Raw genomic sequence first — 22,274 nt, forward strand, 5'->3', positions numbered from 1 at the left:
TGGAGAAAAAGAGCACAAGTATCACATATTTTGCGCTGTGCCGATAGCGGCTGTGCATCCGTCCTACTGACACCAGCTGTCAGTAGTCCCCCCCGGATTGCAGGCGGAGGAGGACTTGGTTTTTCTCTTTGAGCTGTTTAAAACCTTCGTGGTAACATGCGCTCCCTTAAAAAATTCTTAATCCAGGGCAAAACTATGGCCAACGGTGGACTTTCCGGCACAGAAAGAAAAGTCGCGTTCTCATTAGCCAGTGTATTTGGGCTGCGCATGATGGGCTTATTCATGATCATGCCTGTCTTTGCGCTCTATGGACAAGATCTCAAAGGCTTCTCACCTCTGTGGGTGGGGATTGCCATCGGCGCCTATGGTCTGACTCAAGCGATACTGCAGATCCCCATGGGGATACTGTCAGACAGAATTGGCCGCAAGCCGGTGATCCTCGGTGGTTTGTTGGTGTTTGCCCTCGGCAGCGTGTTGGCCGCCATGTCCGACAGCATCTACGGCGTTGTTGCCGGCCGTGCCTTGCAGGGAATGGGCGCCATAGCCGCCGCGGTACTGGCGTTGGCGGCGGATCTCACCCGGGATGAGCAACGCACCAAGGTGATGGCCATTATGGGGATGTGTATCGGCTTTTCCTTTGCCTTATCGCTGCTGGTGGGGCCTGTGGTGGCGCAGCATCTGGGGCTATCCGGCCTGTTTGCCCTGACGGCGGGTCTGGCGCTGCTGGGCATGTTGATAGTGCAGCTGTTGGTGCCTAACCCTGTTTCCCATGCGCCCAAGGGCGATACGCTGGCGGAGCCGGGCAAGCTGACAAATATGCTTAAAGATCCGCAGCTGTTTCGCCTCGATGCCGGTATTTTTATTTTGCATTTGGTGCTGACGGCGGTATTTGTGGCGCTGCCACTGGATTTGGTCGATGCGGGGCTTGCCAAAGAAAAGCACTGGATGCTGTACTTTCCGGCCTTTGTTGGCGCCTTCTTTCTGATGGTGCCGCTGATCATCATCGGGGTGAAGCGTAACAATACCAAGGGGATGTTTCAGTTTGCTTTGTTGATCATGCTGGCATCCTTGCTGGCGATGGCGCTGTTTTCCCATAGCCTTTGGGTATTGGCGTTGGCCATAGTGGCCTTCTTTACCGGCTTTAACTATTTGGAAGCCTCGCTGCCTAGCCTGATCGCCAAGTTTTGTCCCGTGGGAGCAAAAGGTTCTGCCATGGGGGTGTATTCGACCAGTCAGTTTCTCGGTGCCTTCTGTGGCGGTTTACTCGGTGGTGGCGCTTATCAAATCATGGGCGCCGCCGGGGTGTTTAGCGTGGCAGTGGTGCTGCTGATTATCTGGCTGGTATTGACCCTGGGAATGAAAAATCCTGTGCTGCTCAAGAGTTACACTCTGGAGGCCCAGGTGGACGGCCGAGAGCAGGCGCAGAAGATGGCCGCCGAGCTTTCTCAATTGCCGGGGGTTGCCGAAGCCATAGTGGTTTTGGAAGAAAGAGTCGCTTACCTCAAGGTGAACGATCAATTCGATTTAAGACAAGCCAGAGCTGTGTTAGGCTCTGTCAATTAAGCTAAGTTTAAGTGAAAATCGCAGGAGATTTCGATGGCCAGTCGTGGTGTTAATAAGGTAATTCTGGTGGGCAATCTGGGGCAGGACCCAGAGGTGCGCTACATGCCAAACGGCAACGCCGTAGCGAATATCACAGTGGCCACCAGTGAGTCATGGAAAGACCAGCAGGGCCAACAGCAAGAGCGTACCGAATGGCATCGGGTTGTCATGTTCGGCAAGCTGGCTGAAATTGCCGGTGAGTACCTGCGCAAAGGCTCGCAAGTGTATTTGGAAGGCAAGCTGCAGACGCGCAAGTGGAAAGATCAGAGCGGTCAGGACAAGTACACCACTGAAGTGGTTGTCGATATGGGCGGCACCATGCAGATGCTGGGTGGCCGTAACCAAAACCAAGGCGGTATGAGCCAAGGCGGCAATCAGGGCGGTATGAACCAAGGTGGTATGAACCAAAACCAAGGTGGTTACGGCGGTGGTCAGGCACAGTCTCAGTACAATGCGCCGCAGCAGTCTGGTGGCTATCAGCCCAAGCCTGCTCAACAACCGCAGCAGCAGTACAACGCGCCGCAGCAGCAAAGCTATGGTCAGCCGCAGAATTCAGGTTATGCGCCTAAGCCACAGCAGCCAGCGCCACAACAGGCTGCTCCACAGCAGCGTCCGGCACCACAGCCTCAACCACAACCACAACAGCAGAACTACACGCCGGATCTGGATGACGGCTGGGATGATGATATCCCGTTCTGAGGTATGCTGGAGATAGGCACTCGTGCTTGATACCCACAAAAGCCACTGCAATTGCAGTGGCTTTTTAGTTGGCGCCTATCGGGCGATAGGCGTTGCCATTTCTGCAAAAATTGTTTGAGGCTCGAAAGCGAGTTATCGCTTGTTTGGCAGGGTCTCTTCGGGGAGGCCTGGCGAGGAGGGGCTTGCGATAAAATATTTCTTTGGGAGTGTTTACCTTACCCAACAATGCTCATCCGATAGAGTCCTTAGAGCGTTTCCTTAGCAGAGGCCAGAGTCGTATATGTTAAAAGTGCTCATAAGACTGAGTGATTTTTAGATAAAACTGACAATCTTTACGTTTGTAAGCTCTTTGTGCCGGGAGACCAGGCATAGGGTAATAACGGCAGGTGGGTCAATTTGACTTGTTGGTGTTCATTCTGTATCTGGGGGGCTTTGTCGTGGCCAAGGTAAAAGTGTGATTAAATTAATGCATTGTTTTATATGACATATTTCCTGAGCCCACGTTGTATTCTGCTATTTTTGACTCACTTTTTTACCGGATTCTTCTCTTACTATCTCCCGATCTTGTCTTTGTTGACAGTAATTGCACTGCAATTTTTGCGGTTGGGACAAAATTTACCTATGCGTTTGGACAAAATGTCTTTGTGGGTAAATATTGTTCTATTTGGTGTTTTTATCTGTTTTTGGTGTTTTTGTTGGATTTTTATTCCTGATAACGTGTGTTTTATTGCGTTGAAAATCTATAGCCATTCCTTTGTGATCTCTATCTCGTGTCATTATTTGTTATCCTTTGTCTCTTTAGGGATAATCTTACTCGGAGTGTGGTCTTTGATTTTACTGCACTCGGTAGGTCGTAACTTAGGGTTGCGACCCCCATCAAAACTCATAACGACAAGAGTGTGAGGACGCTATGAACAGACGTCAGTTTTTCAAACTGTGCGCTGCCGGGGCGGCAACTTCAGCCATATCTGCGCTGGGGTTGTTGTCCGAGAAGGCTTATGCCGCAGTTCGGGAATTTAAACTACTCAGAGCCAAAGAGACCCGCAACAACTGCCCGTATTGCTCGGTGGGTTGTGGCCTGCTGATGTACAGCCAAGGCAGCGGTGGCAAAAACTCTGAGCATGCCATTTTTCATATTGAAGGTGATGCCGACCATCCGGTAAACCGCGGGGCACTCTGTCCTAAAGGCGCAGGCTTGGTGGACTATGTTAACAGTCCGCACCGTCTGCAGTACCCTGAGTATCGTGCTCCGGGCAGCAATGAATGGAAGCGCATCAGCTGGGGTGAAGCTTACAAGCGTATCGCCCGTTTGATGAAAGATGACCGTGATGCCAACCTGATTGAGAAAAACGCCGATGGCGTTACCGTCAACCGCTGGTTGACTACTGGGATGATGACCTCATCTGGTATGGCGAACGAGAGTGGTTTTGCTACTCAAAAGTTTGCTCGTTCTCTCGGCTTAGTTGCCATCGATACCATTGCACGTAACTGACACTCCCCAACGGTAGCAAGTCTTGCTCCAACATTTGGGCGCGGTGCCATGACCAACCATTGGATCGACATCAAGAACTCTAATGTAGTGATCATTATGGGCGGTAATGCTGCAGAAGCGCACCCTGTCGGTTTCGGCTGGGTCACGGAAGCTATGCAACATAACAATGCCAAATTGATCGTGGTTGACCCTCGTTTCAACCGCAGTGCAGCTTTGGCCGATCACTATGCTCCTATCCGCTCAGGCACAGACATTGCGTTCTTGCTGGGTGTGATCCGCTATCTGATCTCCACCAACCAGGTTAACTTCGACTATGTGAAGGCCTATACCAACGCCAGCTATCTGGTGCGGGAAGACTTCGAATTCCACGAAGGGCTGTTCTCAGGTTTCGATGAAGAGAAGGGCGACTACGATAAAGAATCCTGGTTCTATCAACTCGACGAAAATGGCTATGCCAAGGTAGATGAATCCCTTGAGCACCCACGTTGCGTATGGAACTTGCTGAAACAGCACGTCGAGCGTTACGACTTTGCCACCGTCAGCAATATTACAGGGACGCCGGTAGACGACTATCAGGTGGTTTGTGATGCCATTGGCAGCACTTACACCAAAGACAGGGCCGCAACCTTTATGTATGCCCTGGGCTGGACTCACCACAGTAAGGGTGCGCAGAACATTCGCACCATGGCCATGGTGCAGTTACTGCTGGGTAACATAGGCCAGTTGGGTGGTGGGGTTAACGCCTTGCGTGGTCACGCCAACGTTCAGGGGTCAACCGATATGGGTCTGCTGTGTCAGAGCCTGCCGGGTTACCTTAAGCTGCCCAATGATAAAGACGTCAATCTGCAGGCTTATTTGGAGCACTATACGCCTAAGCCGTTGCGTCCGGGTCAGACCAACTATTGGCAAAACTATCCCAAGTTCTTTATCTCGCAAATGAAGAGTTTCTGGGGCGAGCATGCTACCCCTGAAAACGACTTTGGTTATGACTGGTTGCCTAAGTGGGATCAGATGTACGACTTTGGCCGCTGTCTCGACATGATGTATCACGGTCAGATCAACGGTTGTATCGTACAAGGGGTTAACGCGATTAACTCCATGCCGAACCGCAACAAGAACCTCAAGGCACTGAGCAAGCTCAAGTACCTGGTCGTACTGGATAACTTGGCATCTGAAACCGCGACCTTCTGGCAAAATGAGCCGGATTACAACGAAGTCGATACCGCCAGTATCCAAACGGAAGTGTTCCGTCTGCCGACAACCTGTTTTGCCGAGGAAGAAGGTTCCATCGTCAACTCGGGTCGCTGGATGCAGTGGCACTACAAGGGCGCTAATGCCCCCGGTGAAGCCATGGCCGACTCTGAGATTGTGGCCGGTATTCTGCTGGAGCTGAAAAAGCTGTATCGCGAAGAGGGCGGTAAACTGCCTGAACCTGTGGAAGCCATCAAGTGGGACTATGCCGATCCGCATAACCCAAGTTCGGTGGAGATGACCAAAGAGTTGAACGGATACGATGTTCACACCGGCCGTCAACTGAGCAGCTTTACTGAACTCAAGGACGATGGCAGCACCGCCTGTGCCTGTTGGGTATATTCAGGTTCCTGGACCGAACAAGGCAACCAGATGGCGCGTCGTGACAACCACGATCCATCCGGCAAGGGGATTACCCCGGGATGGGCATTTGCTTGGCCTGCCAACCGCCGAGTGCTCTACAACCGCGCCTCTTGTGATGTCAACGGTAAGCCTTGGGATCCAAACCGCACCATAGTCGAGTGGAAAGATGGCAAGTGGGAAGGCATAGACGTGCCTGACTTTAACGCCAAGCTCAATCCACAGGACAGCGCGCACCCATTCATCATGCAGGCAGAAGGTGTGGGCCGTTTGTTCGCCCTGAAGCTGCTGAAAGAAGGGCCGTTCCCTGAGCACTATGAGCCGGTGGAATCACCAATCGGGACCAACCCATTGCATCCTAAAGTGGTGCACAGCCCAGTGCTGCGTTGGTTTGAAGGTGTGAAAGAAACCATAGGCACCAAAGAGGAGTTCCCTTACGCCTGTACCACATACTCGCTCACTGAACACTTTAACTTCTGGACGACTCACTGCCGTTTGGCGGCGATCTCCATGCCAGAGACCTTTGTGGAAATGAACGAGCAGTTGGCAGCAGAAAAAGGCATCAAGAATGGTGATTTGGTGAAGGTGAGCTCCAAGCGTGGCCACATCTTTACCAAGGCTCTGGTGACCAAGCGTTTGCAGCCACTGCAAGTCAATGGTCAAACGGTACACACCCTGGGTATTCCACGTCACGGTAGTCATAACGCCCTCACTAAGAAGGCATATACCTGTAACGTGCTGACCACCGAGATGGGTGATGCCAACACGGGTGTTCCTGAGTACAAAGCGTTCCTGGTGAACGTTGAGAAGGCGGAGGTCTGATAATGGCAACACAAGATATTATTCGACGCTCAGGCACCTCAGCGGCAACGCCGGCATCGCAAACTCGGATTGGTGATATCAAGCAGGTAGCAAAACTGTTTGATGCGACCAAGTGTAACGGCTGTAAGGCCTGTCAGGTGGCGTGTTCCGAATGGAACGATCTGCGTGAAGAAGTGGGCAGTTTCGAGGGCAGTTATCAAAACCCGATGAAACTCTCCGGCCAGGTCTGGACTTTGATGGAGTACAACGAGGTGATGGACGAGCGCAACAAGTTGCGCTGGCAGTTCACTCACTCGGCTTGTATGCACTGCGCCGATCCCGCCTGTCTCAAGGCGTGTTCGACCGCAGGCGCCATTATACAGCACGCCAACGGGGTAGTAGATTTCGATTCAGACAAGTGTGTTGGTTGCGGTTACTGCGCCAGTGCCTGTCCGTTCGATATCCCCAAAATCGACCCTAAGGACAACAAGGCCTACAAGTGCACCATGTGTTCCGACCGTTTGGCGGTCGGGCTGGAGCCTTCCTGCGTCAAGACCTGTACCACAGGCGCACTGCGCTTCGGTACTCGTGAAGACATGTTGTTCTATGCCGACAAGCGGGTGGCCGAGCTCAAAGAGCGTGGCTTTGCCAAGGCCGGGTTGTACAACCCGGAAGGTGTGGGTGGCACAGCGATGATGATGATATTGCACGATGTCACTCAGCCTGAAAGCTACAACATGCCGGAAGATCCACAGATCCCACTGTCTGTCACTCTGTGGCAGGACTGGGTCAAGCCTTTGGGTACTGTGGGGATCCTGGCAACCGCCGCCGTGGCTTGTCTGCACAAGATCACCGTTGGCCGCAACATAGTCGAAGAGGATCAACCCGGTTATCAGCCGCCTGAGGAAGATCAGCAAGCGGCTCAGAAAGAGGAGGACGGCAAATGAGCAAGCATCACAAGCAAGAGATGATAGTGCGTCATAAGCTGTTCGACCGCATCTGTCACTGGTTCATTGTGGCGGCAGGTTTGGTCACCTTTCTGACCGGGTTTTCGTTCTTTTATCCTTCCTTCCAGTGGATGGGGGCTATTGCGGGCACGCCTCAATTGGCGCGCTTCGTTCACCCCATTGCCGGGTTGTTTATGTGTCTGCCGCTGATGTTGATGCTGGTGCGTTACTACCATCACAACAAGTGGGAGAAGAACGACCTGAAATGGATGCTGTCCATCAAGGATGTGATGTTTGAGAACGAGGACAAGATCCCGCCTATCGGCCATTACAACCCTGGGCAAAAGGTGCTGTTCCGTGCTTTCGTGGTGACCTCCATCGGACTGACGGTGACCGGCTTCATCATGTGGCAGCCCTATTTTGCACCTTACTTTTCAGCCACTACCATTGGCTGGGCGATTCTGGTGCACGCCATCTGTGCTCTCATCATGCTGATTTTCGTGATGGTGCACTTCTGGATGGCGACTTGGGTAGAAGGTTCAGTTGCGGGCATGCTCTACGGCAAGGTCTCCAAGGCCTGGTGCCGTAAGCACCACCCCAGAATGCTGGAAGAAGATTCGGAAACGGAGAAACACTAAATGAGTCAAACAGCCGAGATACCCCTGGCCCCCGGTAGCGAATCGCCGCTGGAGCTCAAACCACTGAAAGCCGCCGATCCTGTCAGCGTTTATCTGCGCAGAGCCAAGCGTCTGGAGGTGTTGGCCAAGGACTCGCCGCTGGCTGATTACCTAGAGCTGTGTCGCCGTTTGGTCGCTGTTCAGGCCAAACTGGCGGCGGAGGAAGACTTCGGTCTTCCCCCCGCTTGGGACAAGTCCGAGGGCGAGCCCCTCGCAGACTTGGGACCCAGTGCCGACAGTTACTGGCAGGGCTTGCTGCAGCAATTGCTCAGTGAACTCCTGCCGCAGGTGGATGAGTCGGTCGCCCGGGTGCTGCGTCTCTTGATGCAACAGGCACCCGAGCAACTGAGTGCCTGGGGGCAGGCGCTGCGTCAGGGCAATCTGAGTGCAGTGCCCGCCAGGTTCAGTCTGTTTTTGTGGGCCGCCATGGGGCTTTATTGGTCTCATTGGGCGCCGGCAGTTATTCAGCGCATGGATCAGCGCCGGGTCAAACAACAGAGCCTGTGTCCGGTCTGTGGCAGTCATCCGGTTGCCAGCGTGATAGTCGATGAACCCAGAGCCGGTTTGCGTTATCTGCATTGCAGCCTGTGTGAGAGCGAGTGGCACTACATACGTGCCCACTGCACTTGCTGCGGGCATGACAAGGAGATGACCCTCTGGTCTCTGGACGACTATCAGGCCGATGTTCGCATCGAAAGCTGCGAGGCTTGTCATGGTTATACCAAGATGATGTTCCTCGAAAAGGCGCCGCTGATGGATGTGGCCGCCGATGATTTGGCGACCCTGATGCTCGACAGTCAGCTCAATGAGAAAGGCTATGGTGCCACCACAGTCAATCCCTTGTTGCTGGCTCACGAGACGGAAGACAGCGAGTAACTAGCTCATTAGTAACGAAAGCCGGGAGGGCTTAGGCCCTCCCTTTATTCAGTCAATGATGAAACAGATGATGACCCAAACTGCCGATACCCTCAAAGACCTCTATCGGGCTTTGCCTTCCATGGATAGCCTGTTGGCCGAGCCAGCACTGGCCCCGCTGCTGAGCCGCTTTGGCAAGGCCGCCGTCAAACAGGCGCTGGATGGACAACTTCGGCTGGCAAGAGCCGGGATAGGCCGTGAGCAACGCCTGCCCGACTGGTGTCACTCACACCAAGCCTTGTATGGCATTTTGGTTGATCAGCTGTCCAGCGATTATCGCCATAGTTTACGGCCGGTATGGAACCTCACCGGCACCCTGCTGCACACCAACCTGGGACGGGCGCAGCAGTCCGAGGCGGCCATAGAGGCCGTCACCTCTGTGATGCGTTACCCAACCCCACTGGAATTTGAGTTGCAGGCCGGCAAGCGCGGCCATAGAGACAATGCCGTCAGCTCGCTCATTCACCGCCTCACCGGCGCCGATGCCTGCTGTGTGGTTAATAACAATGCCGCCGCTGTGCTGTTGATGCTGTCGGCGGTGGCGGCCGGTAAAGAGGTGATAGTTTCCCGCGGTGAGTTGGTGGAGATAGGCGGCGCCTTCCGGATCCCCGACATCATGCGTCAGGCCGGAGTGACGTTAGTGGAAGTGGGCAGCACCAACCGAACCCATCTCAGGGATTACGAACAGGCGATAACCGAAAACACCGCCGCCATTATGAAGGTGCACACCAGTAACTACCATATTCAGGGCTTTACCGCCTCGGTGGAAGAGTCGCGGCTGGCGACCCTGTGCCGCGAGCACGATATTTCGCTGATCTCGGATCTCGGCAGTGGCTCGCTCACCGACTTGCGCCGCTTCGGGCTCAAGCAGGAACCCACTCCCCAGGCGATGCTGGCCGATGGCGTCGATTTGGTAAGCTTCTCCGGCGACAAGTTGCTCGGTGGCCCTCAGTCCGGGCTGATTGTCGGCAAACAGTCGCTTATCAACAAGTTGCAAAGCCATCCGCTCAAGCGGGCGCTGCGCTGCGACAAGCTGATTCTGGCGGCGCTGGAAGCCACATTGATCCATTATCTCAACCCGGAAACCCTGGATAGCGAACTGCCTATGATGGCCAAGTTCGGCCGCAGCCAGCAGCAACTCAAACTGCTAGGCAGCCGTTTGCACCAGGCGTTGCAGCCCCTGTTTGCCCCCGGCTATCAACTGGAGCTGGTGGAGTGCCGCACCCAGGTGGGCAGTGGCTCACAGCCGGATACCTTCCTGCCTTCGGTGGCGCTGGCGTTCAGCGCCAATCCGGGGGCTAGCCTGATTGAGCTTGAGCAACACTTCAAGCAGGCCGAGCGGCCGGTGATCGGCCGGATCAGCAATGAGCAACTGCTGCTGGATCTGCGCGGGGTCGACGATGAAGCCGAGCTGCTGGCTGAGCTGAGCACCCTGGGGGTGTCGCTGTGATCCTGGTAACCGCCGGCCATGTAGACCATGGCAAGACCAGTCTGATCCGCGCCCTGACCGGGCAAAATACCGACAGATTGCCGGAAGAGAAACGCCGCGGTATGACCATAGATCTGGGTTATGCCTTTATGCCGTTTGCCGACGGCCAGCGACTGGCCTTTATCGATGTGCCGGGTCATGAAAAGTTTATCAACAACATGTTGGTGGGCGTCAGTCATGCCAGACACGCGCTCTTGGTGCTGGCCTGTGATGACGGCGTGATGCCGCAGACCCGTGAACACCTGCAGATTTTAGCTATGTTGCCGCTTAAGAGCCTGACACTGGTGCTCACCAAGAGTGACCTGGTGGAGCGGGCCCGCATCGATGAAGTGGCTGCAGAGAGTGAGGCGCTGCTTCGTGAGTTTGCCCTCAAGGCCTCCGGTGTGTTTAGCGTTTCGGCCAGTAATGGCCAGGGGATCGACTCGCTCAGAGAGCATATTCTGGCGCTTGCATCGAGCGAGCTGCAGCTTGAGAAGGCTTGTATTGTAGCAGACGCGCAGCAGGCCTTTCGCATGACCATGGATCGCGCCTTCAGCGTCAAGGGCGCCGGTTGGGTGGTCACGGGCACAGTGATCAGTGGCAGTGTCAAGGTCGGTGACAGCCTTTTCAGCTCGGGTCAGAAAGACAAGCTGAGGATCCGCGGCATTCACTGCCAGGGGCAGGAGTCGCAGACGGCGCTACCGGGCACCCGGGTCGCCCTCAATCTCAGTGGTGTCGATAACCACAGGGCGCCGCAGCGCGGCGATTGGCTCAGCAGCTTGCCACAGCCGGATGCCTGTGGCCGCCCAGTAGTGCAGATCCGTGCCTTTGAACCTGTGACTCACTGGCAGAGCGTACATTGCCACCACGGCGCCGAGCATACCCTGGGACGCATATCCCAGTTGACCGAGGCCGATGAGCGCGGCTACTGCCTGGCTGAACTGGTGCTGGATAAGCCGCTGATATTGTGTCAAGACGATCCCATAGTGCTGCGTCATGCCAGTGGTAAGCATACCCTGGGTGCCGGCAGAGTACTCGCACTCACAGTGCCCAATCGCAAGAAACGCACCGACGAGCGGCTCGCTTTTCTTGGCCGTCTCGCCGATGCCAAAACACCGGCTGCCGCATTGGCCCACCTCGGTCGGCAACAGGCCTTGGCCGTGGCTGATTTGGCCTGGCGCTGGCAGTTGACCGAGGCCGGTTTGAGTCGGGTCATCGAAGAATCCGGACTCAGCCGTCACGGCGGTTTCCTGTTGGCTCCCGAACTGCTCGAGGCCGAGCAGCAGCACTATTTGTCGTTATTGGAGCAATACCATCAGCAACACCCGGATCAATTGGGGCTAGGGCGCAACCGCCTGCTGCGTATGAGCCACAGCAAGTTACCCTTGCCACTGGCCGTTTTGATCCTGGAGCGCCTCTGTCGCGATCGCCGCATGGTGCTGCGCGGCGCCTTGTTGCAGTTGCCGCAGCACAGAATGACTTTGGATCCCCAAGCCGAAGCCTGTTGGCAGCGTTTATCCCCCTGGCTGGAGCAGCAGGATACCCCTGTGTGGGTGACTGAGATGGCCGAATACCTTGAGCTGGAACCGGGTGAGCTGCGGCCGTTGTGTTTCCAGTTGGTGCAGCAGGGGTTTATCACCGCCGTGGTGAAAGACAGATATCTGCTCAGCAGTAAGCTGTGCCATTACGCCGATCTTATTCGTGGTCATTTAGACCAAAAGGGACAGCTGGAAACTGCCGAGTTCAAGACGATGATAGGTCTTGGCCGCAAGGTGAGTATTCAACTATTGGAATTCTTCGATCGCAGCGGTTTTACCCGCAGGAAGTATCGCAGTAACAGTCGGGAGATCCGGGACGCTGAACTTTTCTGGTCCCATGAAGGTTGGCGGAAGAACATAGGAGTCGAACCTACCCGGGACTGCTGGCAGCCCCACCCGGATTTGAAGTCCGGACGCCTCACCGGAGACGACGTTCTTCCATCGAAAGACAGGGAGATAATAGAAAATGAATTCAGTTGAATCAACCCTGTTTTTATTTACTTTATGAGTTTGTGATATAGCTCTTGTTTTATTTTAAAGACTGTACTTTTTTATTATTTAGATAGGTTCAGAGGGTACTTATGTATTATTATTCGCATGACGTTGTCACCGAGAAACAAGTCACCCTTATGGAGCAAGGGCAGACTTCAGAATTAACTGATTACTTAGCGAACGAAGTAAGAATCGCCTTGGTCTATAATGGCATTGCCCATACGGTAATGTTGGCCAGTCCACAAGATCTAGAAGCCTTTGCCATCGGCTTTACTTTGTCGGAACGTATAGTCAGAAACATAAATGAAATCAAGGGTGTTGAACTGGAATATACCGAGGAAGGTGTGCTGGTTCAGATTGAGATAACCCAAAGATGTTTTATGGAATTAAAGCAACAAAGACGCAATATGGCCGGTAGAACCGGTTGTGGGCTTTGCGGTGTTGCCCAACTTGAAGAAGCGGTTAAACCTGTTATTCGAGTTGATGATGGTGCCGAGTTTAATATCAATAATTTAAAGGTTGCCTTGAATTTTGTTAAGGACAATCAACAGCATTTTAAATTAACCGGTGCCACCCATGCTGCCATGGGTTTAAATAATGATGGGCATATTATTGATGCCTATGAAGATATTGGAAGACATATAGCACTGGATAAGTTAATCGGTGCCTTTTCTCAGAAACATGCCGAGCGGCCAATCGCGGTTTTATTGACCAGTAGAGCCAGTTTCGAGATGGTACAAAAGGCTGCCAGTGCCAATATTCAGATTCTTTTTGCCATGTCCGCCGTGACCTCACTGGCGTTGGAGCTGGCAGAGAAGAGCAACATCACGCTGGTGGGCTTTTGCCGCAACGGTCGTGCGACGCTCTACACCCATGGTCACAGACTGACGGGACTGAGCCGCGCGGGTCTGGCTAAAGCCATTTAGGGAAGTTAATAAAGGGTCTTTCGCTGACTCGCACTCCCCTTGGCGCAGCGTCTACTGTCTGCTCATCATCGTTGCTAAACACTATTCCTGACCGGTCGGAACTCAGTTTCGGCCGGTCTTTAGTGCTTTGATGATGGCAGACCGGCGGTCGTTTGCAGCATTTCAGCGGTTTTATCGCCGTAAAGGCATACATAAGATGCGACAGGTCAGTTGCTGTGGGCTGCCTGTTCGCACTTGCAATGGTTGACGGACACGCCCGTGTCCGTTTTGACAAGGTCTCGTTCATTAGGGTAATGACATGACATGGCAACAATTTAAACAACAATATCTGGTCCGTTTCTGGGCCCCCATGCCGGCAGTGATCGCCGCCGGTATTCTCTCCACTTACTATTTTGGTCTGACCGGCACCTTCTGGGCCGTGACCGGCGAGTTCACCCGCTGGGGTGGCCATTTACTGCAAATGCTCGGTGCCGAGCCGGAAACCTGGGGTTACTTCAAGGTGATAGGTCTGGCCGGTACGCCGCTGGATCGCATCGATGGCATGATGATTATCGGCATGTTCGGTGGCTGTATTGCCGCGGCGCTATGGGCCAATAACGTCAAGCTCAGAATGCCGCAGAGCCGGGTGCGTATCATGCAGGCCCTGGTTGGCGGTATCATAGCCGGCTTCGGTGCCCGCTTGGCCATGGGTTGTAACCTGGCTGCCTTCTTTACCGGGATCCCGCAGTTCTCGCTGCATGCCTGGTTCTTCGCGCTGGCCACGGCAGCGGGCTCCTACTTTGGTGCCAGGTTCACCCTGCTGCCGATGTTCCGCATCCCGGTGGCGCTGAAGAAGGTCACCAAGGCCAGTTCGGTCAAGCAGGACGAAAACCAGGCCAGACGACGCTTTCGGATCGGCATGCTGGTGTTTATCGGCATAGTCGGTTGGGGACTCCTGACCCTGTTCAATGCGCCCAAGCTAGGTATTGCCATGCTCTTCGGGGTCGGTTTCGGGCTGTTGATTGAGCGGGCACAGATCTGTTTTACCTCGGCATTTCGCGACATGTGGATCACCGGCCGTACCCATATGGCCAAGGCGATCATCATAGGTATGGCGGTCAGCGCCATCGGGATTTACAGCTATGTACAATTAGGGGTTTCACCCAAGATCATGTGGGCCGGTCCCAATGCGGTTATCGGTGGCTTGCTGTTTGGTTTCGGCATAGTGCTGGCCGGTGGCTGTGAAACCGGTTGGATGTACCGCGCCGTGGAAGGGCAGGTACACTTCTGGTGGGTAGGCCTGGGCAACGTTATCGGCTCCACTATTCTGGCCTACTACTGGGACGACTTGGCCGAGCCACTGGCCACCAGTTGGGACAAGGTCAACCTGCTTGCCAGCTTGGGGGACAAGGGTGGCTTGTTGGCCACCTATCTGATGTTGGGGCTGGCGTTTGTCGCCATGCTCGCCTGGGAAAAACAATTCTTTGCCCGTAAAGCCAAACGGGATACTCAACTGACTGCGGAGGCCGCGTAATGAGCCAATATACTCCTGATTATCAATTAGATATGGTTGGTGAACCCTGTCCATATCCCGCCGTTGCCACTCTGGAGGCCATGCCCCAGCTCAAGCCCGGCGAAATTCTGGAAGTGATCAGCGACTGCCCACAGTCGATCAACAATATTCCACTGGATGCCAAGAACCACGGCTACAAGGTGCTGGAGATAGAGCAGAACGGCCCGACGATCCGTTATCTGATCCAGCGCTGAATTAACATTAATTCCCGCTGGTTCAATCGTTTAAAGACGCTGCTTTTGCAGCGTTTTTTTATGCGAGTTTCACGGATGGTTGCTGTGAGAGTTTGTCATTAGGGCATCAGAGAGGTATGACTATTGCGACAGCGAAAAGCGGTGAGCCAATGGCCGCCATGATTCGATGCCAGATTTGCACTGTACCGAATTAAAGGCAAATATAAGCTGTGGTTTGGCTCTTCCCTACATCAAGGAGCGGTAATGAAACAGGTTATTTTTGATAATCCCGGACAACCGGAAGTGCTCTATTTGGCTGATGCCAAGATCCCCACTCCCGGCCCGGGTCAGGTGTTGATCAAGGTGGCGGCGGCTGGGGTCAATGGTCCGGATCTAGCACAGCGTAAGGGCAACTATCCGCCTCCGGCAGATGCTTCTCCGGTGCTGGGATTGGAAGTAGCCGGTGAGATAGTCGCGCTGGGGCAGGGGGTCGACCAATGGCAAAATGGGCAAGATGTCTGTGCCCTGGTGCCTGGTGGCGGTTACAGTGAGTATGTACTTACCTGGGCGAGCCATTGTTTGCCTGTGCCCAAGGACTGGAGCCTGGAAGAGGCCGCGGCCATTCCCGAGACCTTCTTTACCGTATGGAGCAATCTATTTATGCGAGCCGGGTTGCGCTTTGGCGAGACAGTGCTCATTCATGGCGGCTCCGGCGGCATTGGCAGTAGCGCTATCGCACTGGCCAAGGCGTTTGGTGCCAGAGTGCTGGTGACTTCCAGCAGTCCGGAAAAGTGTGCCTGGTGTCGGCAACTGGGAGCCGAGTTGGCGGTCGATTATCGGCAACAAGACTTTGTTGAAGCGGTGATGGATTGGACCCAAGGCAAGGGCGTCGAGGTGGTGCTGGATATGGCCGGTGGCGACTTCGTCAACAAGAACCTCAAGCTGCTTGCCTGCGACGGCCGCATGGTATCGATTGCCATGCAGCGTGGTGCCAAGGCCGAAGTCGACCTTTTCCGCTTGATAGCCAAGCGTATTGTTTGGACCGGTTCAACCCTGAGGCCTCAAAGTGTCGCGGCCAAGGCGGCGATTGCTGCCGAACTCAAGGCCAAGGTCTGGCCCTTACTGGATAAAGGCATGTTGAAGCCCCATCTCTTTGCCCAGTTTCCGCTAGAAGAGTGCATTGCGGCACATCATTTATTGGAGTCGGGAAGCCATTCTGGCAAGGTGGTGCTGACACTGAAGTAAGTAGCTACTGACATGCTACTCCCTGCCACTGCTGACGATGGCGTCAGCTGCTTTTTTCTACCGTCACGATAAGGCTGCAACATGCGGCCTTAAGGTGTTTGCGCCTAAAATTCAACTTGCCCTGCTGGAAATTTGGACTAAAGTCCTCTGTGAACATTGAGAACTGTGCAGTCTCGATAAATTAATCGTTATTTCGTTGGAAAAATCACGGTTTGTAGCATTGATTATCGGGAAGATTCTGTAAGAATACGCACTTGAAATCCCGCCTGTATGGGGTGGAAACCAAGATGGCAAAGTGAGCAGTAGTGCGCTTCTTTGGCCAAAGAAACTTTAGTGTATGTGTTGATTTAAGGGTATTGGCATATATGTATAACACTGCAAAGAAACAAGTTTGGTATGGCGAACTCAGAACCGCACGAGGCAATGCAATCGTCGTCCATGACAATCAGTTACCCGAGGCTTCTCCTGGACGTATCTACCTGTTCAATACTCAACGTAAGGCGATTATTGAATATGTGGAAGATATCGTTAAACCCAACCTGCATGATCTGGGTGAGGCAGAAGCCAAGGCTGCCGAGCGTGAGTTCGGTAGTGCATTCAAAGCGGCTCGCAGCGAATTTATGCAAAAGCAACAGGCCCGAATCAATCTGAGTAACGTCAAAGACAGCGCTCCGGCGCGTAAGCCCAAGCCGGAACCTGAAGTTGAGGTGGAAGGTGACAACATGGGTGACAATTTCGACGACGATTGGGATGACGGCTTCGACGACTGATATCCCTATGCCCGGCCGGCCGTCTTCAGTTCTCTGAAGCGGTTGCCGGGTGACCGGACAGTCGACCGCTGAAATTTTAAGACGATGATTTATAAGCTGGAGAATAATGACAGCAGATATTAACTAAGAATATTATGTACTGATATGTGGCTCTGGAAAGCTGCCTTCCCTTTATCTTTCCAGCAGTAAAAGTTATTGTCTAATTTTTAGATAACCGACTTATCTAAAAATGCCAGGTTCAGGTTGAATCTGGGACAGATAATAATGAGATTATTCCGCTGAGCGAAGCAATGACAGCATTAAGCGAACCATTATTGTCAAACAGAATAAGTAAAGTACTGGAATACTTTGATCTTTATTAGGTACAGCTGTTCCCTGCTTTATATACCCACAATGATGAAAGTGTACATTCATATTCAATTTTAGTCGTAGAAAATGAGATTGATGCTTATGGCTTTGATAATGGAAAATACATTGGGATTTTAGAAGATGGTGAAGTGGGAACCTAAGGAATTGCCGACAGGACTCTAATAAGTTATCTAAAATACCTCTTGAAAAGAGATGTGTTTTCCAAATTCCAGGGATGATGGATTATTTGGTGCATAAGTCAATCGCAGAGCCATTAATCGCCTTGAACGCCAGTGGTTTGTATTGGGTTCCAGTATTGGAATGGGATCTTAGCTTTGGTATGACAATTTAATAGCTGGGTTAAAGACGAATAATTATCAGATTTTTCATTACAGCAAATACTGGTAGAAATTACACTAAATAATCCAAGCTAATATGGAGCGAATGATATAGATTCAACCCGTTCTGCCTTTATTGATAATGAAGTTTTAAATTAAATTTGATGTCAATGAAATACGACAATCAATATCCGGTGACAGTCGATTATTCTTTATCGAAGCTATCGACTATGATGGCGCCCATAGAGGCCGGCATGGCGATCAGCAGGGTGCGCTTCAGCGCCAGTAAGGGATCGCTCAATAATGGCCATTTATCCAGGGCCAGCAAGACGACACTCACCACCAGCAGGGTCAGGGCATAAGCCAGCAGGATCCGCAGCCAAAACACCCACACCCTGGCCTTGATATTGGCCTGAAACACACTCTGATAAGCAAACAGGGCGATAAAGCTCAGGCTCAATACCACCACCAGCACCAGATTCACCATCGGCAGATTGGCCGCCAGCATCCAGGCCTCCTCGGAAAAGGAGATGGGCACGGACAAGGCAAAGGCGCCTATGCTGATCTGGCCGAGATCCTCGGCGTTGAAATAGAGTTTGCTCATCCCTGGGTATCGAACTCGTAGCGGCTTAAATGATGATAAATTTGTCCGGGTGTTATCCAGGGATCGCCGTGCAGCAGTGGCTGATTGGCGCCGTTCGGCAGCATTTGTGGCTCGAGACAGACTCCCTGCCAGGCCTTCATTGCCTGGCCCTTACGCCCCTTGATCCCTTCGAGTCCGGCGCCGGTGTAAAGTTGAACTCCGGGTTGGTTGGTGTACAGCGTCAGGCCGCGACCCGATAGCGGCGCGCTCAAACGGCCCACACGCCATAGCTCATCTTTCTGTTGCCGGCTGATAAAGCAGTGATCCAGCCCTTGGCCAGCGGCCAGTTCCGGCTGTCCCAGCAGCGTCTTGAGTGTCTTGCCCTGACTGAGATCCAAAAGGCTGCCTTGGGTATCGACTATGCCGCTGGGAATGCCTTCGGAATCGGTTGCCAGGGCTTTGTTACTATCGAGTTGCAGATGATGCTCAGCGATATCCGCTCGGCCATCGAGGTTGAAATAGCTGTGCTGGGTCAGGCTCACCGGGCAGTCTTGGCTACTTGAAGCCATAAACTCCACAAACAGGTTGTTGCCCGCCAGACGATAGTCCAGCTGCACCCGGCATTCACCGGGAAAACCCATATCGCCGTCCGGGCTGATCAGGCTAAGGCGTACCCCGTCAGGCAATGTACCCAGTTGCCACTGGCGCCGATGAAAGCCTTCGTGGCCGCCGTGCAGGCAGTGGCCGTTGAAGTTTTTATCCAAGGAAAAAGTCTTGCCCTGGCCGTGGATTTGCCCTTGCTTGATACGATTGGCGTAACGCCCGACAGCCGCGCCCAAACAGGCGTCCTGATCCAGATAATCGGCTGCAGAGTCACAGCCAAGCACGATATTGGCTCGCTCACCATGGCGATCCGGCGCCCACAGTGAGCGAATAATGCCACCGAGACTGAGCACTTCCAGTGCCAGAATGCCATTGTCGATTCTGACCCTTTCTATTTGGCCGCCGCGGGGATCTTCCCAACTGTCGAGTGCGCTGAAACGTATCATCTGCTAGTTCCTTTTGGCTTTAGGGCTACAACTCAGTCCAGGCGGCAGGCTCCGTCGCTGGGGCTGCACAGGTAAACACTGACCTCCAGCTCGGTTTTGGCCGGGTATTGCTGCTCGACGGCGGCAATCACCTTGTCGGTCAACTCATGTTCCACCAGGGCGATGACGCAGCCGCCAAAGCCCTTGCCTGTCATCCGTACTCCGCCGCGTTCGCCGACGACGTCGGTTATCAATTCCACCAGGGTATCTATCGCTGGATGGCTGATTTCGAAGTCATCGCGCATCGAGCGGTGTGATTCGGCCATCAGTTTACTGAGCCTGGCGATATCGCCCTGCTCCAGAGCGCGGCAGGCGCTCTGGGTGCGTTGATTTTCACTGATCACATGGCGGGCACGGCGAAAGGCAACCGGATCCAGTTCATCCTCGGCGCTTTGCAGCGCCCTGAGCGACAAGTGGCGCAGGGTATCCAAACCGAAATGTCCTGCCACCTGCTCGCAATGCAAGCGGCGCTCGCCAAACTTTTTGTTGTGAGCGATGGAGGGTAGGCCGGAATTGATGATCAGCAGACTGAGATCGTCGGGGAAGGGCACGCTTTCGCAGTCCAGATCCAGGCAATCTATAAGCAGCGCCGACCCGGCTTCGGCCATGGCACAGGTGATCTGATCCATGATGCCGCAGCTATGGCCGACATAGTGGTTTTCACCCCGCTGCGCCAATTGCGCAATCGCCAGCGGTGACAGATGCAGTTGACTGGTGTCATTGATGGCGGTGCCAAAGGCGATTTCCAGCGAGGCCGACGAGGCTAATCCGGCGTTCGCCGGCACATTGCCGATCACCGCCAGATCCAAGCCGCGGGCAGGTAGGCCGCTCTGGGCCATGGCCGAGGTAAAGCCCTTGAGGTAGCTGACCCAGCCCTCATCCTCGTTCATGCTGCCTTCATTGCCATAGTGCCATTCAAAAATGCCGGGAAAGGCACCTGATACGGCGCGGAACTTGTCGTCGTCACGGCGCTTGACCGCGATGACTGTGTGAAAGTTGATTGCCGCCGGTAGCACCAGACCTTCGTTATAGTCTGTGTGTTCTCCGATAAGGTTGACCCGACCGGGGGCCTGATATAAAGCATCGGGCTTGGTGCCGAAGGTTTTGACAAAGAGTTTGGTAACGCTGGGGGCAGGATTCGACATGCTCTTATGGATTCCGCAAAAAAACGCTCGAACAGCAACATAAATGACTGCTTTTCTGTTGTTATATCATTTCTGTCTCTGAGGTGTAAGTGAGATTTTTATTCCGGTTGTGACCCGGGGCCGATTGAGGTGATATCCGCAGGCTCTAAATAAAAAGCCTCACTCATCCTGAACGGAGCGAGTGAGGCTTGCAAGGAAAGAGCCGCCTTCGAGGCGACTCATTGACAATCTCAGGATACCGCCTCCTTGGCGGGGGGCTCGTTGACGGTTTCTGCCGCCAATAGTTCGCTGACGACATGCTCAACAAAACCGGCACCGGCGGCCTCATAGAGGTTATAAACGCTGTGGACGCCGGATTCGCGCAGCGCCACGCCATCATCACTGTACTGCACTATGGCGCTGATCTTACCGCTGTAGTTCAACTTCTTCAGTTGCTCAACGGCAAACATGTTCCCTATGTGATATGGCATGGCCAGCAACACCATTTCCAGTCCGGGGGCTCGATCGAGCTTTTCCCAGAAGTCGGTATCCGAGGCATCGCCCTGTACCACGTTGCGTCCTTGTTCGCGGTGGAAATCCACCAACTCCTGTTTGTGTTCTATGCCGAGGATCTCGCCATCAAACCTAGCCTTGAGCTCATCGTAGGCGCCGGAGCCAATGCGCCCCATCCCCAGAATAAGGAAGCGCGGATTGCCCACGGGGATCTGCCTGTCTTCCGGATGCAGCGGGTGTTTCTCGAGCTTGACCAGCTTCTGCTGATACTTCTGGTAGATGTTGCCCACCATGGCGTTGAGTGGCGCCGCCAGCACGAAGCTCAGGCTCAGGGCTACGGCAATGATCACCAGCCATTGGGCGGGGAGCCAGCCCTTGCTGGTAGCCACGGCAGCCACAATCAGACCGAACTCACTGAAGTTGCCCAGGTTGAATGAGCCCAGCATAGAGGTGCGTGAGCGCAGTTTGAAGCGGGTAAGAATATAGACAAATAGCAGAATTTTCAGCGGGATCAGAGTCACCAGCAGTACCGCCAGCATGATATCGCTCATACTGGGCAGGCCGTTGAGACCTATGGTGAGGAAGAAGGCCACCAAAAACAGTTCTTTAAAGTAGAACAGCGACTTGGCCAACTCGGATGCCTTCTTGTGCCCGGCCAGCAGTATGCCGACGATCAGCGCGCCGAGATCTGGTTTCAGCCCCACAGACTCAAACAGCCAGGCGCCGACCACCAGAGCCATCACCAGACCGAAGAGTACCAGGAGTTCGCCATGGCCAACCTTGTCAAAGGCCCTGTATATCAGCGGCTTGGCCAGCGGCAATAACAACAGCGCCAAGGCCCATATCGACGGGAACTCGCCCTTGGAAATGGTCAGGAACAATACCGCAAAGATATCCTGCATGATCAGAATACCTATGGCGACTCGGCCGTAGAGAGATTGCATATCGCCCTTGTCTTCCAGCACCTTGACCGCAAACACTGTACTGGAAAAGCTCAGGGCAAAGGCCAGCAGGGTCAACTGTTCAACGCTGAGATTGGTCAATTGCACTAGGCCAACCAGCCCCAGCAGCTTGAGTATGGGGACAAAGATCACCATAGACAGCATCAGGTGTAGGCTGGAGCCAGCCCAGACTTCGGCCTTGAACAGGCTGCGGATATCCAACTTGAGGCCGATGGCAAACAGCAGCAGGGTCACCCCCAGGCTGGCCAGTTCATTGAGTAGCGGCAGGCTTTCATTTTCTATGCCCATGGTATAGAGCACAAAGCCTGCGGCCAGATAGCCGATAAGCGGTGGTAAATTGATGCGGTTGACCAGCATACCGCAGGCCAGGGTAATAACGAGAATTGCAGGTTCCATTTTGCTCTTTCAGG

16 protein-coding genes, 1 tRNA gene and 1 pseudogene are annotated in these 22,274 nt (G+C 53.7%); 13 read left to right on the plus strand and 5 right to left on the minus strand.

All coding sequences use genetic code 11. From position 1 onward, the window contains the following. Positions 1-195: 195 nt before the first annotated feature. From CBE72_RS15115 to selB, 8 genes and pseudogenes are all read left to right on the plus strand, one after another. Entirely contained in the window at positions 196-1,563 is a 1,368-nt protein-coding gene (locus CBE72_RS15115) for an MFS transporter (RefSeq protein WP_100144665.1), read from the plus strand. A 33-nt stretch (positions 1,564-1,596) separates the two neighbouring features. Next, entirely contained in the window at positions 1,597-2,301 is a 705-nt protein-coding gene (gene ssb / locus CBE72_RS15120) for a single-stranded DNA-binding protein (protein WP_100144667.1), read from the plus strand. 910 nt (positions 2,302-3,211) lie between these two features. Further along, entirely contained in the window at positions 3,212-6,226 is a 3,015-nt protein-coding gene (gene fdnG, locus CBE72_RS15130; RefSeq protein ID WP_157929098.1) for a formate dehydrogenase-N subunit alpha, read from the plus strand. Positions 6,227-6,228: 2 nt separating this feature from the next. Beyond that, the gene (gene fdxH / locus CBE72_RS15135; protein ID WP_039033520.1) at positions 6,229-7,152 is read left to right on the plus strand and encodes a formate dehydrogenase subunit beta; all 924 of its coding nucleotides are present in this window, start codon (positions 6,229-6,231) and stop codon (positions 7,150-7,152) included. Further along, on the plus strand, positions 7,149-7,790 hold the full coding sequence (locus CBE72_RS15140; RefSeq protein ID WP_100144671.1) for a formate dehydrogenase subunit gamma: 642 nt from the start codon (positions 7,149-7,151) through the stop codon (positions 7,788-7,790). The genes fdxH and CBE72_RS15140 overlap by 4 nt, the downstream gene beginning before the upstream one ends. Beyond that, the gene (gene fdhE, locus CBE72_RS15145; RefSeq protein WP_100144673.1) at positions 7,791-8,705 is read left to right on the plus strand and encodes a formate dehydrogenase accessory protein FdhE; all 915 of its coding nucleotides are present in this window, start codon (positions 7,791-7,793) and stop codon (positions 8,703-8,705) included. A 67-nt stretch (positions 8,706-8,772) separates the two neighbouring features. Next, positions 8,773-10,194 (plus strand): L-seryl-tRNA(Sec) selenium transferase, encoded by a 1,422-nt coding sequence (selA, locus tag CBE72_RS15150; RefSeq protein ID WP_100144939.1) that lies wholly within the window; start codon positions 8,773-8,775, stop codon positions 10,192-10,194. Then, positions 10,191-12,026: pseudogene (gene selB / locus CBE72_RS20625) on the plus strand (selenocysteine-specific translation elongation factor); the annotation flags it as partial. The gene selA and the pseudogene selB, both read left to right, overlap by 4 nt. A gap of 69 nt (positions 12,027-12,095) precedes the next feature. Here selB and CBE72_RS20150 read toward each other — a convergent pair. Next, positions 12,096-12,190: transfer RNA gene (locus tag CBE72_RS20150), tRNA-Sec, on the minus strand. A 141-nt stretch (positions 12,191-12,331) separates the two neighbouring features. Here CBE72_RS20150 and fdhD point away from each other — a divergent pair. The 5 genes from fdhD (at position 12,332) to CBE72_RS15180 (ending at position 16,908) form a co-directional block, all read left to right on the plus strand. Further along, complete coding sequence (gene fdhD / locus CBE72_RS15160; protein ID WP_100144677.1) at positions 12,332-13,168, plus strand: formate dehydrogenase accessory sulfurtransferase FdhD; 837 nt, start codon at positions 12,332-12,334, stop codon at positions 13,166-13,168. A gap of 298 nt (positions 13,169-13,466) precedes the next feature. Continuing rightward, positions 13,467-14,681 (plus strand): selenium metabolism membrane protein YedE/FdhT, encoded by a 1,215-nt coding sequence (gene yedE, locus CBE72_RS15165; RefSeq protein WP_100144679.1) that lies wholly within the window; start codon positions 13,467-13,469, stop codon positions 14,679-14,681. Beyond that, positions 14,681-14,914, plus strand: a complete 234-nt coding sequence (yedF, locus tag CBE72_RS15170) for a sulfurtransferase-like selenium metabolism protein YedF (RefSeq protein ID WP_025010175.1) — start codon at positions 14,681-14,683, stop codon at positions 14,912-14,914. The genes yedE and yedF overlap by 1 nt, the downstream gene beginning before the upstream one ends. A 243-nt stretch (positions 14,915-15,157) precedes the next feature. Beyond that, complete coding sequence (locus tag CBE72_RS15175) at positions 15,158-16,138, plus strand: NAD(P)H-quinone oxidoreductase (protein ID WP_100144681.1); 981 nt, start codon at positions 15,158-15,160, stop codon at positions 16,136-16,138. A gap of 365 nt (positions 16,139-16,503) precedes the next feature. Beyond that, a complete protein-coding gene (locus tag CBE72_RS15180) occupies positions 16,504-16,908 on the plus strand; it encodes a hypothetical protein (RefSeq protein ID WP_100144683.1) in 405 nt (134 codons plus the stop codon). An 891-nt stretch (positions 16,909-17,799) separates the two neighbouring features. Here CBE72_RS15180 and CBE72_RS15190 read toward each other — a convergent pair. The 4 genes from CBE72_RS15190 to CBE72_RS15205 form a co-directional block, all read right to left on the minus strand. Continuing rightward, on the minus strand, positions 17,800-18,198 hold the full coding sequence (locus CBE72_RS15190; protein ID WP_100144685.1) for a DUF2391 family protein: 399 nt from the start codon (positions 18,196-18,198) through the stop codon (positions 17,800-17,802). Next, entirely contained in the window at positions 18,195-19,226 is a 1,032-nt protein-coding gene (locus CBE72_RS15195; RefSeq protein WP_100144687.1) for an aldose epimerase family protein, read from the minus strand. Before CBE72_RS15195 ends, CBE72_RS15190 begins: the two co-directional genes overlap by 4 nt. A 32-nt stretch (positions 19,227-19,258) precedes the next feature. Then, a complete protein-coding gene (gene galK / locus CBE72_RS15200) occupies positions 19,259-20,410 on the minus strand; it encodes a galactokinase (protein WP_039033510.1) in 1,152 nt (383 codons plus the stop codon). 230 nt (positions 20,411-20,640) lie between these two features. Next, positions 20,641-22,260 carry a cation:proton antiporter family protein gene (locus tag CBE72_RS15205; RefSeq protein WP_100144689.1) on the minus strand — a complete coding sequence of 540 codons (1,620 nt, stop codon included), beginning with the start codon at positions 22,258-22,260 and terminating at the stop codon, positions 20,641-20,643. Between the last annotated feature and the right edge of the window lie 14 nt (positions 22,261-22,274).

Origin of the sequence: Shewanella carassii (assembly GCF_002777975.1) — a bacterium.
Taxonomy (GTDB): Bacteria; Pseudomonadota; Gammaproteobacteria; order Enterobacterales; family Shewanellaceae; genus Shewanella; species Shewanella carassii.

Excerpts from the sequence above, each read along its gene's own strand:
- CBE72_RS15115 (WP_100144665.1), top strand. The coding sequence starts at position 196 with ATGGCCAACGGTGGACTTTCCGGCACAGAAAGAAAAGTCGCGTTCTCA.
- ssb (WP_100144667.1), top strand. The coding sequence starts at position 1,597 with ATGGCCAGTCGTGGTGTTAATAAGGTAATTCTGGTGGGCAATCTGGGG.
- fdxH (WP_039033520.1), top strand. The coding sequence starts at position 6,229 with ATGGCAACACAAGATATTATTCGACGCTCAGGCACCTCAGCGGCAACG.
- CBE72_RS15140 (WP_100144671.1), top strand. The coding sequence starts at position 7,149 with ATGAGCAAGCATCACAAGCAAGAGATGATAGTGCGTCATAAGCTGTTC.
- fdhE (WP_100144673.1), top strand. The coding sequence starts at position 7,791 with ATGAGTCAAACAGCCGAGATACCCCTGGCCCCCGGTAGCGAATCGCCG.
- selA (WP_100144939.1), top strand. The coding sequence starts at position 8,773 with ATGATGACCCAAACTGCCGATACCCTCAAAGACCTCTATCGGGCTTTG.
- fdhD (WP_100144677.1), top strand. The coding sequence starts at position 12,332 with ATGTATTATTATTCGCATGACGTTGTCACCGAGAAACAAGTCACCCTT.
- yedE (WP_100144679.1), top strand. The coding sequence starts at position 13,467 with ATGACATGGCAACAATTTAAACAACAATATCTGGTCCGTTTCTGGGCC.
- yedF (WP_025010175.1), top strand. The coding sequence starts at position 14,681 with ATGAGCCAATATACTCCTGATTATCAATTAGATATGGTTGGTGAACCC.
- CBE72_RS15175 (WP_100144681.1), top strand. The coding sequence starts at position 15,158 with ATGAAACAGGTTATTTTTGATAATCCCGGACAACCGGAAGTGCTCTAT.
- CBE72_RS15180 (WP_100144683.1), top strand. The coding sequence starts at position 16,504 with ATGTATAACACTGCAAAGAAACAAGTTTGGTATGGCGAACTCAGAACC.
- CBE72_RS15190 (WP_100144685.1), bottom strand. The coding sequence starts at position 18,198 with ATGAGCAAACTCTATTTCAACGCCGAGGATCTCGGCCAGATCAGCATA.
- CBE72_RS15195 (WP_100144687.1), bottom strand. The coding sequence starts at position 19,226 with ATGATACGTTTCAGCGCACTCGACAGTTGGGAAGATCCCCGCGGCGGC.
- galK (WP_039033510.1), bottom strand. The coding sequence starts at position 20,410 with ATGTCGAATCCTGCCCCCAGCGTTACCAAACTCTTTGTCAAAACCTTC.
- CBE72_RS15205 (WP_100144689.1), bottom strand. The coding sequence starts at position 22,260 with ATGGAACCTGCAATTCTCGTTATTACCCTGGCCTGCGGTATGCTGGTC.